The organism is Vibrio splendidus 12E03, assembly GCF_000272105.2.
In the GTDB taxonomy this organism is placed as follows: domain Bacteria; phylum Pseudomonadota; class Gammaproteobacteria; order Enterobacterales; family Vibrionaceae; genus Vibrio; species Vibrio splendidus_I.
In genome coordinates, this window is record NZ_AJZD02000284.1 from 21,490 (window position 1) to 37,128 (window position 15,639).

16 protein-coding genes and 1 pseudogene are annotated in these 15,639 nt (G+C 43.9%); 6 read left to right on the forward strand and 11 right to left on the reverse strand.

From position 1 onward, the window contains the following. Positions 1-5: 5 nt before the first annotated feature. The gene (locus A142_RS17825) at positions 6-1,349 is read left to right on the forward strand and encodes a sigma-54 interaction domain-containing protein (RefSeq protein WP_029405693.1); all 1,344 of its coding nucleotides are present in this window, start codon (positions 6-8) and stop codon (positions 1,347-1,349) included. A gap of 86 nt (positions 1,350-1,435) precedes the next feature. On the opposite strand, the gene A142_RS17830 is transcribed toward A142_RS17825, so the two are convergent. Then, entirely contained in the window at positions 1,436-3,226 is a 1,791-nt protein-coding gene (locus A142_RS17830) for a hypothetical protein (protein WP_019825969.1), read from the reverse strand. Positions 3,227-3,628: 402 nt separating this feature from the next. Here A142_RS17830 and A142_RS17835 point away from each other — a divergent pair, with 402 nt between their 5' ends. The 4 genes from A142_RS17835 to A142_RS17850 all read left to right on the forward strand — a co-directional run bounded on the left by A142_RS17835 (position 3,629) and on the right by A142_RS17850 (position 6,671). After that, entirely contained in the window at positions 3,629-4,015 is a 387-nt protein-coding gene (locus tag A142_RS17835) for a thiol-disulfide oxidoreductase DCC family protein (RefSeq protein ID WP_019825971.1), read from the forward strand. 222 nt (positions 4,016-4,237) lie between these two features. After that, the gene (locus A142_RS17840; protein WP_019825974.1) at positions 4,238-5,557 is read left to right on the forward strand and encodes an ABC1 kinase family protein; all 1,320 of its coding nucleotides are present in this window, start codon (positions 4,238-4,240) and stop codon (positions 5,555-5,557) included. A gap of 104 nt (positions 5,558-5,661) precedes the next feature. Next, positions 5,662-6,207: a glutathione peroxidase gene (locus tag A142_RS17845; protein WP_017096041.1), complete on the forward strand. Its 546-nt coding sequence runs from the start codon at positions 5,662-5,664 to the stop codon at positions 6,205-6,207. Continuing rightward, entirely contained in the window at positions 6,204-6,671 is a 468-nt protein-coding gene (locus A142_RS17850) for a DUF3429 domain-containing protein (RefSeq protein ID WP_019825976.1), read from the forward strand. Before A142_RS17845 ends, A142_RS17850 begins: the two co-directional genes overlap by 4 nt. A gap of 42 nt (positions 6,672-6,713) precedes the next feature. On the opposite strand, the gene A142_RS17855 is transcribed toward A142_RS17850, so the two are convergent. From A142_RS17855 to A142_RS17880, 6 genes are all read right to left on the reverse strand, one after another. Continuing rightward, the gene (locus tag A142_RS17855) at positions 6,714-7,148 is read right to left on the reverse strand and encodes a GNAT family N-acetyltransferase (RefSeq protein ID WP_019825979.1); all 435 of its coding nucleotides are present in this window, start codon (positions 7,146-7,148) and stop codon (positions 6,714-6,716) included. A 39-nt stretch (positions 7,149-7,187) separates the two neighbouring features. Beyond that, complete coding sequence (locus tag A142_RS17860; RefSeq protein WP_019825981.1) at positions 7,188-7,964, reverse strand: phosphotransferase family protein; 777 nt, start codon at positions 7,962-7,964, stop codon at positions 7,188-7,190. Between the two features lie 55 nt (positions 7,965-8,019). Beyond that, positions 8,020-8,634 carry a LysE family translocator gene (locus A142_RS17865; protein ID WP_019825982.1) on the reverse strand — a complete coding sequence of 205 codons (615 nt, stop codon included), beginning with the start codon at positions 8,632-8,634 and terminating at the stop codon, positions 8,020-8,022. A gap of 109 nt (positions 8,635-8,743) precedes the next feature. Further along, positions 8,744-9,097 (reverse strand): hypothetical protein, encoded by a 354-nt coding sequence (locus A142_RS17870; protein WP_019825984.1) that lies wholly within the window; start codon positions 9,095-9,097, stop codon positions 8,744-8,746. A 112-nt stretch (positions 9,098-9,209) separates the two neighbouring features. Continuing rightward, positions 9,210-10,646 carry a lipopolysaccharide biosynthesis protein gene (locus tag A142_RS17875; protein WP_029405695.1) on the reverse strand — a complete coding sequence of 479 codons (1,437 nt, stop codon included), beginning with the start codon at positions 10,644-10,646 and terminating at the stop codon, positions 9,210-9,212. 16 nt (positions 10,647-10,662) lie between these two features. Next, positions 10,663-11,589: a glycosyltransferase family 2 protein gene (locus A142_RS17880; RefSeq protein WP_019825989.1), complete on the reverse strand. Its 927-nt coding sequence runs from the start codon at positions 11,587-11,589 to the stop codon at positions 10,663-10,665. A 317-nt stretch (positions 11,590-11,906) separates the two neighbouring features. Here A142_RS17880 and A142_RS17885 point away from each other — a divergent pair, with 317 nt between their 5' ends. Next, positions 11,907-13,052, forward strand: coding sequence for a glycosyltransferase (locus A142_RS17885; RefSeq protein ID WP_019825990.1), 1,146 nt, complete (start codon positions 11,907-11,909; stop codon positions 13,050-13,052). A 109-nt stretch (positions 13,053-13,161) separates the two neighbouring features. Here A142_RS17885 and A142_RS17890 read toward each other — a convergent pair whose 3' ends face one another. From A142_RS17890 to A142_RS17905, 4 genes and pseudogenes are all read right to left on the reverse strand, one after another. Further along, the gene (locus tag A142_RS17890; RefSeq protein WP_019825991.1) at positions 13,162-13,953 is read right to left on the reverse strand and encodes a ribonuclease H family protein; all 792 of its coding nucleotides are present in this window, start codon (positions 13,951-13,953) and stop codon (positions 13,162-13,164) included. Positions 13,954-14,144: 191 nt separating this feature from the next. Next, complete coding sequence (locus A142_RS17895) at positions 14,145-14,636, reverse strand: DUF2059 domain-containing protein (RefSeq protein ID WP_019825992.1); 492 nt, start codon at positions 14,634-14,636, stop codon at positions 14,145-14,147. Between the two features lie 333 nt (positions 14,637-14,969). Beyond that, on the reverse strand, positions 14,970-15,299 hold the full coding sequence (locus A142_RS17900) for an AzlD domain-containing protein (RefSeq protein WP_019825993.1): 330 nt from the start codon (positions 15,297-15,299) through the stop codon (positions 14,970-14,972). Continuing rightward, positions 15,296-15,639, reverse strand: a pseudogene (locus tag A142_RS17905) (AzlC family ABC transporter permease); the annotation flags it as partial. The pseudogene A142_RS17905 and the gene A142_RS17900, both read right to left, overlap by 4 nt.

Here is a 15,639-nt window from a genome sequence, read left to right on the forward strand (position 1 = left end):
GCACAATGCCATCAAAAAGAGTATCACCTGAGCCAATAACTCGTTCTGTGATTTTGTTATGCAACACCACATGCCTGCTCCATAATCAGTGGGTAGATGAGTTGCGCCTCCATAACTGGGAAGCTCAAATTGCAGAAACGACCGAACAAGCCATTCACTTACTCAACACCCGCAGCGACAGCTACTCACCCATTTTGATTTCTTGTCTAACATCATCCTCGATCGACAAGCAATGTGAGCAAATATCAACGCTCAAGGCTCGCTTTCCAAGTTTGAAAGCAATCGCTATCTGTAACCAACCACCAAGCCGCAACTTATCGCTCATTAAGCAAACCTATTGGGATTATTACCATCTACCTATTGATACTGAATGGCTCTGTCGAAATTTAGGGCATGCGTATGGCATGGTAGACACCAAGCAACACAAACCTAAGCCTGATTCATGCCATGAATATCAATTAGTGGGGCAATCCAGCACCATCCAACAACTGAAAAAGAAGATAACTAAGATCGCTAACAACGATTTTCCAGTGCTGATTCAAGGGGAAACAGGAACAGGAAAAAGTCTATGTGCGCGTTTAATACATGAAGCGTCAGCTCGTAACCAGAAACCTTTCATCGCAGTAAATTGTGGCGCAATTCCACAATCCCTGATTCACTCCGAGTTATTTGGTTTTGAAAAAGGCTCATTCACGGGAGCAAACAAACGCTACGTCGGACATGTAGAAAGAGCGAATGGAGGGACTCTATTTTTAGATGAAATTGGCGACCTTGAACTGTCGCTTCAAACCTATTTACTCCACTTTCTAGAAAATAACTTGATAGAGCGATTAGGCAGTAGCAACCAATTGCCCGTAGATTGCCGTGTGATTTTTGCCACCAACGTCAACATCGAACAAGCCGTTGCTGCGGGTAAATTTCGTAAAGACCTCTTTCATCGGATAAATGTGCTTCCATTGGAGCTAGTGCCACTCAATGATCATAAAGAAGACATAGAAGATTTGGTTCGATTCGAACTGAAGCACAAATACGCATCCAAAACCAAGCTTCCTAGTGACACCCTTGAGCAAATGAAACAATATCACTGGCCGGGCAATGTCAGAGAGTTATTCAACTGTATAAAAAGAGCGATTGTTCTTTCTAACTCAAGCGCCCTTTCTACTCGCCATATGGGGATTCAATTGAAAGACGCGCTGCCCGACACAAAGGGGGACACTCGACTCTCCTCAAAAAATGTTCATCGTGTGATTCAGCAACACCACTACAATATTTCCCAATCTGCTAAAGCCTTGTCTATTTCTCGGACAACCTTATATAAGCTAATTAAAAAACATCAAATAGTAATTTAAGTCGCCTAGTTAATTAACTAATGAAAAAAGCAGCCTAACGAGCTAGGCTGCTTTAGAAGTAAAGTGAGTACAATTAATGAAAGTACTTATGGCTCAGGTACAGTAAATGGGCAAACATCACAGGTTGCAATATTCGATGTTTCCATAAATGCTTCTTGCAAGAACAGCGAGTCAAATGTTGCTGTCACTTGATTCGATAGCATTCCGTCAACTCCAGTTGGTAACACATTTGGCGCATAGGTTTTGCTTACTTGTGTACACACTTGACCTATCGCATCACCAAAGTTCGGTATCCACTCTCCCTCCCCCGTTTTACAAGCAAACAGCTCTGGGTCGGCACTTAATGCACTACACATATTGCCAGCACCACATGTGGTCACATCCTCAAGATCATCACAAGGTAACGCGAAGTCGAGGTAATAACTGCTGTTGACGACTTCGGTAGGTAAATCAGAACGGCTCAAAGAATCATCCTTAGAGTCCATCAGCGATTCAATGGCCAATGGAATATCACCGGTATTACATATTTCAACATCATAGGTTTTCTTAAGCACAACTTGACCGCTATCAACCTCTAAGAAGCTATTACATACCTTAGAAATCTCAACCATTGGACTCAAATCTATTGGCGGACAATTGTAAGCCACGGGCGCTTGAGCATTCACGATAAGCCCGTCAAGATCCACTGAACCATCGATCACGCCGACGGCACCATTATTTACAGACAGGTAATTACCCATGAATGAGAATGACTCACCGACGCTCCACACTTCATCACCATTACCCACCACTGGAAGCGCACCTAAGATTGGAGAATCCGACAAAAAGGCCACTTCGTAGCCACCATTAGTGCCCAACGAACCAGGACCAGTGTTAGTAACCGTCACGGTGTAGTCGATATTGAACATGCCATCAACAGTAAAACTGGTTGTGTTACAAGTCGCCGCTATGCTGATACTACATAAACTGAATGAGCCGACAACGAAGTCAGCCAAAGATGCATCAATCGAACGGGAAGCTCGTGACTCCACTAAGAAGCTACTGAAACAAGGAATGTCACTGATACCAAACTCATCATTCAACAGCGCAGATAAGTTCAGGCGCCCTTCAACAAAGCTCTCCGTCGGAATAGACGTAGTTTCCCCAGTTTTTGCCAAATATTCCCATCCAGAAACATTAGGCAACGGTATCGCACCAATTGAATCATCATTTGAAATCGCACATATCTTGTCTACGCCGATAGCACCACTGCCACATCGAGCCCCAACAAAATCATTGGATTTAGGGTCTCCCGCCGTCTGGAACAGTCTGGTCATGTTGTCAGTCACATCACCATTATTCAAATCCCATTGCAGCACTTCAATATAGGGTTTACCGCCACTCGCTTGCGGAAAAGAAATCAAGACCAATATGTCTCCATTGACGTGCTCGCCTATGAAATCACCTTTTGTCGCTCCTGCCGGTAATCCTACTTGGTCTTGTAAGAACCAAAAACCAATGTACATATCACCATTGTTCGCATATCGATCGGCACCAAAATAAATCAGCAAATCACCTTCACTTTCAAAGGCAGCAGCATACGCATTGGTAAAGTCATCTTTTGGTTGCGGTGAAGCACTTCGGAACGCCCAGTCGGTAATATCCGAGTCATCTTTAGAACCACCTTTCCAAAAGATCTGATCCACACCATTGCGATCTTTTTGGAAAAATTCAGCAATCCCAACCATGCTATTGGGATCGTTAACATCATCCCAATCAATACCACTATTATCGCTGGTCGCGTTACCATCGAGTTCCATAACATCAACCGTAGCCCATGCCAACTGGGGGCTACTAAACAACAAAAGCACACTAAGTAAATAATTTATAACCTTCATGTTCTCTCTCCATTTATCCATACTTATGCTTTTAGGGTTTTCTGCCATGCCCAAATTAGAGAAAATCCTTTAGCCATTCGTAGGTTCGATAGAGCATATTCCAAGCCAATTTCAACTTGTTGAATTTATTGATTTTTATATATTTAAGGCACACCTTTAATGGACGCTTTGTCATCATTTGTCCATAAACCAGAGATTTGACCAAACAATCAAGGACTTGAAAGGATGAACAAAGTGTCTAAGTCGGACATCTTTAGAGCTTTGGATACAAGGTAAGTGATCTTTAAAAGGTGCAATCACGTAGCCATTGCTAGATTATTGAATAACAAGCGATTGAATTGACGGGTGCCGACTTAACGGGTAACTGAAGGTTAAGGTCGTGAAATGATAGGCGAACAGACGATGACACAACTTACGATATTTTACGATGGGACATGTCCATTGTGCGCAAAGGAGATGGCGGCACTTGCCAAGCATGATACCGAGAATAAGATTCAAACCATCGATATCTACAGTGAAGCCTTTTCAGACTACCCTCAGATTGAGGCCGACGCAGCCAACACCATTTTGCATGCATTAGATGAGAATGGAAAACTGCTGCTAGGTTTAGACGTGACCTACCAAGCTTGGCGCTTAGTAGGAAAAGGTTGGCTATACGCCCCTTTACGTTGGGCGATATTCAAGCCAGTGGCAGATTGGTGTTATTTACGATTTGCCAAGAACCGATATAAAGTCTCGTTCTGGTTAACCGGAAAGTCGCGCTGCGATGGTAACAGCTGCACAAAATAGCGCTTGGTTAAGACATACCACTCGCGACTTTGTAATACACCACACCAAACAGCGCAGCAAAAACTAAAACGGTAACCGCAACTTTTAACCAAATAAACTTCATGTTTTGCCCTTTAAATTCTGTTTACTGTTTCGCGAGCCACGTTACCACAACAAAACATTCGGTTGGGTAATGATTGATAGAACTTTGTAGTGAGTCTTGATAACTAAGTGAGAACCTTTATGTCGACAAAAGAAAGAAATCTACCTACCCATCGTATTTCAAGATTCAGCAAGTTTGCCTCACTGGCAACAAGAGTCGCGGGCAATGTGATAACGGAAGGCACCAAACAACTCGCACAGGGCAATAGGCCGAAAGCAAAAGACTTAATGCTGACGCCGCAGAACATTGCTCGCCTGACTGACCAACTCGCACACTTGCGCGGTGCAGCGATGAAACTTGGCCAAATGTTGTCAATGGACGCTGGCGATGTCCTCGAACCTGAGCTCGCCGACATTCTTTCTCGCCTGCGTTCAGACGCCGACCCGCTGCCAACCAAACAACTCAATCAAGTGTTAGAAAGCTCGCTCGGGAGCAATTGGAAAACCGAATTCCTTTCCTTCAACTTTAAACCGATCGCCAGTGCATCTATCGGCCAAGTTCACCAAGCCTATAGCGATGCGGGGGACAAACTCGCCGTCAAAGTCCAATACCCAGGCATTCGAAAAAGCATCGACAGTGATGTAGATAACGTGGGTACATTGCTTAACATCGTCGGTTTGATACCCAAGTCGGTCGATTACAAAAGCTTATTAGAAGAAGCAAAGAAACAGCTCCACGATGAAGCGGACTATGCTCGCGAGGCTGACTATGCGACTCGTTATCACAATGCATTAAAAGATCACTCTCACTTCGTCGTGCCTAAGATTCATGCGCAAATCTCATCAGAATCGGTGCTCGCCATGGACTTCATTGAGGGTATCTCGATAGAGCAAATCGAAGGTTATGATCAAAGCACTCGTGATTTTGTGATGCACAGCTTGCTCGAACTCATGTTCAGGGAATTGTTCGATTTTAAGATGGTGCAAACCGATCCCAACTTCGCCAATTACTTGTATGTGGTACAAACACGACAGATTGGCTTGTTGGATTTCGGAGCCACCCGTGAATACAGCGACCGTTTCAGTGATGGTTATCGCATGGCTTTCACATCTGTGGTCAATCATGATGAGCAGGGGTTAAACAAAGCCCTAGAGCAAATTGGATTTTTTAGCGAGACCATACTCCCAGACCAGCGCCAAGCGATTCTCAACTTAGTGACTATGGCGTGTGAACCCATGCTTGTCGATGAAGATTACGACTTCAAAGCCAGTGGTTTAGCACAAAGGCTTCGTGAAGCAGGAACCATACTCAGCATGGAGCAAGAGTATTGGCACACGCCACCAGCCGATGCCCTATTCCTCCACCGAAAGATCGGAGGCATGTACCTGCTGGCATCTCGTCTTGGAGCCAAGGTAAACATCAGACGCTTGGTGGAGCCCTATTTGCTAAGCGACAATTGACACTCAAGCGACAGCTGATACTGGAGCGATTCTGGTCTTTAAAGTGATCATTTTAAGTCGCTGAACAGTAATAACAGTTACGCCAACTAAAATGAGTCAGACTTATGAAACATTCACTGCTGTGCTCCACCGCCCTAATCGCGAGCCTAACAAGTTCATTCGCTTTTTCAGCAAGCTGCCCTGAGATACTCAACGGCAAACAAAGGCTGTTAAATTCAAACGAAGAAATTGAGCTATGTGAAGAGTTTCAAGGCAAGACTTTATTAATCGTGAATACGGCAAGCCAATGCGGTTTCACGCCTCAATTCGAACAACTTGAGCAGCTTCACCAAACGTATAAAGATGAAGGGTTCACGGTTGTTGGTTTCCCAAGTAATGATTTTCGCCAAGACAGAGGAAGCGAGGAGCAATCCGCTAAAATCTGCTACCTAGATTATGGCGTCACCTTTCCGATGATGGCGCGCGCTTCACTCTCTGGGCCAAACGCAAACCCAGTCTTTGCCGAAATCCAACAACAAGCCGGTATCAAACCAAAATGGAATTTCTACAAGTTCTTGGTCAGCAAAGAAGGCAAAGTGATTGCAACCTTCCCGAGTTCTACATCGCCAACCAGTAGTACCCTCAAAAATGCAATAGAGCAGCAATTATGAGGTCAGATTACTTGGAGACAACTCAAACACGCAACACCATGGCCAAGCTCGGCTATATGGGTTTAATCCCCTTTTTATTCGGCCTACTGTTATCACTCACCGACAGTCAATTCTTGGGCCTGAGTGGCGAGACACTCTTCATCACCTACAGCGTGGTCATATTGAGTTTTTTGTCGGGTATTTTGTGGGGAAATGGCATCGAAAATTTCGAAAGCCAATCGAGCAATAAGGCTCTGATTCTAAGTAACGTGATTGTGTTAGTCGCGTGGTTAGCCGTGCTACTTGGGGAACAAAAGGAGTTTCTCACTACTCTGATTCTTATCATCGGCTATATTGCGGTTTGGAGAGCGGAAAGGTCGATGAGAGAAGAAAATCAAAGCGTAGGCCCGGATGGCTACTTTGATATGAGAACTCGCCTCACCTCTAGTGTCGTATTAATGCACGGTATCGTGATGTTGACCTAGGTGTGTGAAAGCGAGAACCAGCACACACAAGGTTAAGCAAACCTAGATGATGAGTTGCATTACCAAGCGTGGCTCATCTTCGCCAAAATAGTTATCTTCCTCTTTGATCGTGACAAAACCCATCGATGCATAAAGCGCGCAAGCCGATGTGTTATTGGGATCTACGGTCAACAATATTTTGGATTCTTGAGGCAGTGTCGCTATCGCCTGCTGCATCAATAAACGCCCTACTCCCATGCCTCGGAATTCTTTATCAACAGCTAACGACAAAACCCAATACTCTTGTGGTTTGTCGGTTGGTGTCATCAACACATAACCCGCAACCTTCAGCTCTTGCTTAGCCACCAATAAGCCCTTCCCCCAGCAATCAAAGGCTTGACGAAAGAAAAACTGCGGATAAGCGTGGTCGCCAAACAAAGTATGTTCAAGCTGGTAAATATCAGCCAGTTCTTGTTTTTCCGCACAAACAACATTCATAGATAGACCTTTATAGATATGACTACAACCGCCCTTCGACTACAATCGGCCTTCAACTGAAGCCAACCAAGTGGGCAATTGCTCTCTAAACCAATTGATGTATTTCGAAGCTTCAGGGTTGTTACGCGTGACTAATATATTCGTAACTTCAACTACGATCCAGCTTTTCGCGATGATCAATTGCTTTATTAAATCCTCACGCGGAATCAAGGTGTTATGGCAAAGGTACTGATCAACAATGCGCTCATAATCTGACAAAGTCCCCATTCGTGAAACGATCGGAGTCAAATCTATCGCAGGGCTGCCAAAACCAAAACGCTCCCAGTCAAATAGCACGAGCTGACCGTTGTCTCTTCTCCCCCAATTCCCTTCATTCGCATCCCCAGAGACCAAAGTTTTATGGTCGAACAAAGCATCACTAAGCTGCTGAATACAGAGCAAACTATCTTGTGTTACTAGAGGTAATTTCAGAGAGGCTAAAGCTGTCTCGGTTTCATTTATGTGCCAACAATGCTCTTTGACTTTAGAGCTCGGCACATATTGAGATTGGTGAATACGAGAAAGTTGCTGATATACATCGGAGGTGATTTGAAGTTCAGTTAATTTCAAAGAGTGCGGAATGTATTCGATATATAGATCATCCCCTTTAACAGCCAATAGCTTAGGGCTATGCACACCAGACAAATGCTGAGCTGCATGTTGGTAAAAGGAAATCTCTACGCCACCAGCACCTTGCTTTCGAATACAAAGTTCACCATCAAGCTCTTCCAAGGTGACCCGAGCAGAACCCATTTTAGATAGATCATTGGTGCTCATAACATTCCTTTTCACCATTCAAATGAAGCAAGTAAAGAGTTCTGCTTCATATTCCTTACTGTCGGCTGATCAGCAAATTCGCACCAGAAAATGCTAAAAACACCGAGCAGGCTTTATTGAAACGCTGCGCCATTTCAGGCCTAGAGAACCAATGTCTAAGGTATAAACCGAAGGCTGCATAGATAGAGATAGCAACCATCTCTAATACTAGAAACGTGTTTCCTAAAACAAAGAATTGAGTATTTACGTTCGCTGAAACATCGACAAATTGAGGAAGGAATGCAGTAAAAATGAGTATCGCTTTTGGATTGCCGGCAGCGAGTGCAAACTCTTGTTTAACCAGACCAAACCAGTTCTTATTTCGCTCGATATCCGCAACCGGGCTGGCTTGTGAGCGCCATAGGTTGAACGCGATCCACAACAGATACATCGCACCAAATAGCTTGATAAGGAAAAACAACGTTTCAGAGGTGTAAAGCACAACCGCTAAGCCAGATGCAGCCAAAGCAATCATGCCAGAAAAAGCGAGGATTCTTCCTAGGCCAGCGACAAAGGCGGCCTGAAATCCGTAACAACGGGCGTTGTTCATTGATAACAAATTGTTTGGGCCCGGCGTCATGTTGAGTGCAAAACAGGCAGGGATAAACAGCAGTAACTTCCATATTTCCATTGGGTGTTTCCTAGTTACAATATGCCAAGGTTGTCGTATCATTGAATGAAATATGACCTTTATAGCAGCTATTAAAACCAGTACCAATCCTACTACCGTATCCTTTCAACTAATTCTCAAAAAATTTCTCGTACTCTGGTGTCGCTAAGTTTTCTGCAACCCCCATTTCACCCACTATGTAAATGGCACTCGCAAGGGTTTCGATGGTTTGGTTAGGCTCCCTATCGGGCACTTCACCAACAACAGGAACGGGCTGACGTGCAGATGTTGAATTGCAGACTACGCTTTCACAAACGATGTTGTGTTGTTCCTGCTGAGAAATTTCAGGCGGCTTGAAATCCGGTGAATTGAAGTCGGGAACAGTAATACCCTCACTTGAAAAATCAGAGGCGCTGTATGAGGCCGCTGAAAGCATTGAGAGGAGCAGCATCCACTTATTCATATATCTTTCCATAGTTAGCATTCATTGAATTTATAAATACTATCTAATCCAAATTATTATGAACAGCGTTTTATTATGACTATTTGAATTTTGATTTGCTTAATGAAGCTCTTCATGGCCTGAATGATGTGGTTTAGCCAACATGTGAATGCTTGCCGAGTGTCAATTTATCAAGCAGAGTTTGAGGAATAACGATGACCGAATATTTAACAAAGGCCACCAGCGTTATTAGTGCAACACAGACACCTAAAACAAAGTCATGAACATTAGCGAATACCAAGCCAAGAAGTCGGTCACAAGCGATAGCCACAACAGCGATACTGACTGCGGTTAACCACTTACTGTGTTGATACGGTAAATATTCCATCGATTGACTGACAAAATATAGGAGCAACAACCTTAAGGTATAAGTGCCGCAAAGAACGAAGATAACGCCCCCCACGCCAAATATCGGTGTCACTGTAAAATAACCAATGGCAGCCAGTATCGCGCACCCTCCTTGAACCCACATTTGCGATTGACTCGAATCGCCACTGAAACAACCAAGGTTAAGATAATCACCTGCGTTTTTGATAACGCTGATGGCAAGCAAAGCGACAACAAGAGTCCCTGCATAGTGATAACTGCTTGGCAAAATTAAAGAGATAAAACCGGGCACCGTTAGAATCATCAAAGAGCCCAAAACAATCGCGAAATTCACTCCGACTAAGGCACTATCAGCACACTTTTTGCTACCTCCCGGTTGTTGAAGCATAGCGACACGGTTTGGGAACCACCAAAGCGCGTAAGGCTGTAGCAACAAGCCAAGCAGCAATGCAAACTTGCCACTGACCGCATAAATCGCCAGTTCTTCCACCCCAACAAAGCTCGCCATCACCCAACGATCTAACCCTGTGATCATGTACATTGACGCACCACCCATCAAAGCAGGCAGTCCAAACTTTAAGATCTTGGCTGAGTATTTGAAGCAGCCAAAAGTTCCCATCTCTTGCCACTGATAACGCACTAAACAAACCATGAGTAACACGCTAGATACCGCCGCTGAGATCAACACGCCGTCGATCCCATATCCAGCCTCAAGCAGCGCAAAAGTCATCGAGGCTTGAACACCAGCTTTGAAGACATTGAGCAAGCAAAAACGTTTCGCCATCGCATTCATTCGCATTAAGGTAAGCGGAATAGAGATCGCTCCGTCGAGCATGACAGGGATAAGGAGAAGGAGAATTTGGTACGGCTGAAACTCTACGGGCAGCATGAATATTAATAACGGCATACTGAGCGCAATTAAAGCGCCCCCTAGCACACACACCAAAACACTTAACGTGAAACAGTTCGAGACCAGCTTTCGCTTTTCATCACCCTCGACGACACCCACATACCGGTACATTGCCTCAACAATCCCAAAGCTAAATAGGATCGTCCCGATGTCAGCCAACAAGACAATGGCTTCTAAAGAACCGTATTCAACCAACGTCATCTTATGGGTGATATAGGGGATCATCACGAGTGAGATCCCTTTCATCATCACTATGCCAATGGCGTAATAGGCAGACTGTTTTAGTGACCCCATAGCAGACACCTATTCCTTACAATGCAGGCATTAGGAAACTCTTACAGTCTCCAAGAAGATGTCGTAAGGTTCGTTTTTGCGGAGCCAAAACTAACGAGCGGATACTGTATGAGATAGCCAATCGGTTTTTTTGTAAGCCTCGATAATAGTCAGCGTAGCCTTCCAATATTCTCGCCTTTGCGATTTTGAAGCTGGAAGTGGGTAGATTCCATCGTTGACTGTCATTTTGGTAATGTTGAAGAATAGTCTCTATAGATTGCAAATTTCTCAATTTAAGACTTTCAGTTTGGGTTACTGAACTCGCTCTCATCAAGTAACCAACCTGCACCGAGTTCAACACACCGATCTGATGGTTTTCACTCATTCGAAGCCACAGTTCCCAATCTTCCCCATACTTGATGTCAGCATTGAAACTGTCTGTTTGAGAAAACACATCCGCTTTCACCATGACCGTTGATGTTCCAATCACGTTATTTTCGATGATGAACTCAAGCGGATTCTCGATATTAATGAACAACTCATCTTGGTCTTGAAACTGCGACCAGTAACTAAAGCAGTCGATAATCACTTGGTAATCTTCAGTAAGATGCTCGTAGTTAGTAAAGCTCATCGCAAGATCTGGGTATCGTTGATGAAATTCGAGTTGGCGCTCAATTTTTTCCGGAAACCAGAAATCGTCTGCGTCTAAAAAAGCGATGTACTCACCGGTCGCCTTTTCAATCCCTAGGTTTCTCGCTTGAGGCGCACCAACACCCAACGTAGATATGATTATAATGCGCTCGTCGTCTATCGAAGCGAGATACGTCGACGTTCCATCGTTGCTGTTATCGTCAATGACAATGAGTTCAACATCTTGATGTGTCTGCTTCAGTACGCTGCCAATTGCTTTCGGCAGGTAATCCAAACAATTATAGGTAGGAATAACAACACTTACTTTAGCCATAATGACGCCCTCAGATTTATACGTTATATGGCTGACGTTGCATGTTCTATGCCGAGAGTGCCTTGCTATGAAATCACCTCTAGATCAGCCACCTACGCGTCCATTCTCAAAATGACGACAAAACACAGATGTCCAAAAAAAACTGCAACTCCAATTTGATTATCAATTTGAGAAAACGAGCTACTTCTTAAGGGGTAACCTTCGGAAAGCAATCGAAAAGCCCTCCAAAGCTACGATTTTATCTTGGTTCGTATCTTGCTTTACTGGTTATTACCTTGGCTTGATAGCTTTAGTCATATGGATTTGAGGAGTAAGGAATGAAGAAAGTAGCATTTGTTGCGCCAACTTACCCTGTACTCAGTGAGACCTTCATTCAAACAGAAGTCGACTCAGTGAAAGCGTGTGGGCACGATGTTTGTGTAATGACGTTCAAAATTGAAAACAGCGAAAAACAGTTCGACTACGACATTGTCGAAATAGGTAAAAATGTTCGAAAGGGTAAAGTCGCCAGCATTAACTGGATAAGTTTCATCAAGGCTGTCTCATTTATTTCTAAGCAAACCAGCATGCCCAAAAAGTCACTGTTCGCTTATGGGTTTAAATTAGCGCTGCAACTCGCGGAAAACGACGTCGAACACGTTCATGCGCATTTCTGTCAGCACACTACAGCGCACGCCATCGTCGCGGCCAAACTGCTGAATATCACCTGTTCGTTCGTTGCTCACGGTCATGATGTTTACGAGTTTGCTTATGATATTGAACATAAGATTTCATCGAGTGATTTTGTGGTTGCCGTGTGCAAAGACATGCTCACTGACTTCAATACCATGGCGAAAGGAAACATCAAGCTTCTGCACTGCGGAGTGAATACCCAACAGTTCCAACTCAACCCAAAAACCGAATCGAAGCAACTTCGCTTTGTTTTTCTAGGTCGATTAGTCGAGCAAAAAGGCATCCATCATCTTATAGATGCGTTGGCACCGATTGCCCAACCTCTCGACATTCATCTTGATATCGTCGGCACTGGCGATTTAGAACAACAATTAAAAACACAAGTTGAGCAACAAGGTTTAACTCGACACGTCAATTTTCTAGGAGCTAAGCCCCACGAATGGGTGAAAGTGAACCTAACGAATTACGATAGCTTGATCGCACCGTTCTGCTTCTCGGCAACGGGTTGTGTGGACACAGGCCCATTGGTACTTAAAGAAGCGATGGCCGTGGGAACTCCAGTGATTACCACCAATATCATGGGTTGTAAGGAGATCGTCACTCCAGAGACAGGCTTTGTGGTTAGCGAGAAAAACGTCGAGGAATTAAGAGAAGCGATTGAGCGTTTTGCGCAGTTGAGCTGCAATGACAAAACAGAGATGGGGATGAGAGCAAGAACAAGAGTGGAAGAGAGTTTTAATTCGTTGAAGCAAGCTCAACAACTGTCTCATTGGATAGAAAATCCAGCTTAGTCTTCGACTAAACAAGTCGAGTGAAATGAGGTGGGAGCATACAACAAAGCGTTACCTTAATATAAACAGTAACGCTTTGGTTAACTCACTTTCTAACTTTTAACTCTTCCTAGCCCGCTCGCAAAGCTAAGATTTCAGTGAGATCGTCAGTTTCAGTATATCTACTCAAGTCTTGCTCTTTAGAAGCAATCGCCACAATAGACATTCGGTCGGCAAGCTCGTTACCTTCAATACCGACGTGGCCATTAACGTGGTAAATGGTGATTTTAGAAGCCAACTCTTGGTAAAGGGCATACGCAGGCTTAATGATATCGAGGTTTTTAATTTCGCCGCCCGACTTCGTCCAGCCTTTTTTCTCCCAACCTGTAGCCCACTTGGTAATGCAATCAATCGAGTACTTAGAATCGCAATAAATCGCGACAGATAAACCACCTTTCAGCTTTTCCTTAGCCAGAATAAACGCTTGCTTCAAGCCGTGCAGCTCTGCTGTATTATTAGTTCCAACTTGCTGATACAAGCCATACCACAACTCGGTTAATTCGTTGTTCAAGTAAACAGCTAAGCCTGTTCCCGCTTCACCAGGGTTCGGCTCACAAGCGCCATCTGTGTATATCTTGATATCGAAAGGCATTTCAGAGATTTGCTGCTCAGAAAGAGGTGGGACTTTCGCTTTCTTAGGCTTACCCGCAACACTTGGCTTGGTCGATGAAGATCCAGATGTTGAAGCAGAACTAGACGCAGAAGATGCTTTACCGCCGAAAGCAGACTCAGCTTCGACTAATGTTGGAAACGATTTATATCTCGCACCAGCGAAACCATCGACTTGCGATTTACACTCGTTCCAAGTGGTAAAAATACCCGGTGTACGACCTTTCCAAACCACATAATACTTCTTAGCCAAATTAACTCCTTACCAAACCTAAATACACGATACCCACACCTAAAATGATTCAGCTGTGAGGCAGTAATTATGCATGATTAAGTTTGAAACACATAAATCATTGCATGAAATACAGCGTGTGTTTCAAGAATATCTACGTTATCGACCAAGTATAGAGCGTTATTTCAAATCACAAACCTGACTGCTTCTGATCAGGAACCTCTATGGGCTTCAAGGTCTTGTTTTAGTTTGGTCGTTAACTTTTGAACTTTAGGTATAACTTGCTGCATTAACGACTGAGTCATGATCATTGACTCTGTCGTCACTTTTGGCATTTTTTTCAGAATGCTTTTTCCATGTTCTGTTTTGTAGAAATCAATCATCGCACCGAGCTCATCTTCAGTGAATTGATTACTGTAGATCGTTACAATTGTTGGTTCTAGCTTTTGCCAACTGACCTCTTCTTTCATCAACTCGTTCATGCTCTGATAGTAATCATCAAAGATAGCTCGTTCTGACTCCGAAACCTCTAGTTCTTTAGACATATTGGTCATCATGCTATCCATTTGAACATATACCGCGTCCAACGTGGAATCGACATCCATGATCTGAAGAAGCTCTTGTACTAATGCTTGCTTAGTATCTTGTGCAGCCGATAATTTCAGAGGTACGAGTAGAAATAAGATTACGAGAAATCTGTACATTGTTAGGTCCTTTTAACTTTGTAAATCAGGGGGAGATATCTGTTCGATCATCAACACAAACAACTCAACATGTTGAATTTTCTGCAAATTTACCTCCTTTTAATCCATAAGTAAAACGAATTAAACAACACGGAATCATATAAAATCAATTGCATTTAAATAGGAAGCATCATTCGGAAATATTTAGGGAGGTAAGGACAGATCGTCTCTGAATAAAGAAGCACAGATATTTATACTAAATAGAACCTAGGGGCACTCGTTTCAAGTAATGACTCATACACTTGAAACGAGGATAACTAATGCCGTGACACACCGTATCAATTGAGCTGCGTATTAATGAAAAAGGAAATCAACCGCGACAAGGTTGTAGAACAAGAACATCGCCATGCTGACACCGATCGTTAGCAGCACATTACCCGTTTTCCAAATCAAAAGCCCAGTCACTACCGCGCCGATCAAATAAGGGTTTTCTAGGCTTGGCCAAAAAGCTTGCTCTGGTGCGAACACAATCGGCCCCCAGATTGCCGTTAATACCGCAGGGCTCGAATAACGTAACAACCGTCTCGCAGTGCTGTTTAATCGAAGCGGGATGGCCGGTTCTAGAAACAAATATCGACTAAGGAAAACAATCGCGGTCATGAGGAATATCGATAGCCAGATCATGCCGAATCCCCCTCTTTGATGAGCTTATTGCCGTTTCTACGTTCCACAAATGACTCACTGATAAAGCCGGCTAACATACCCGAAATAGCAGCAATCATAAGGCCACCTTCAACATTGTTGACTGACAAGGCAACTGAGGCGATCAAAGACACCACAACACAGACCACCACGGGCCATGTTCTGATTAATGGGAAAACTAAAGCAATAAAGGTCGCTGCCACAGCAAAATCGAGACCGATTTCGTTGAGTGACGGGATTTGACTTCCTGCGACAATGCCGACGAAACTCGCAATATTCCAAACAAGATAAAAACCACCGCCGACCCCTGCTGCATACCAGC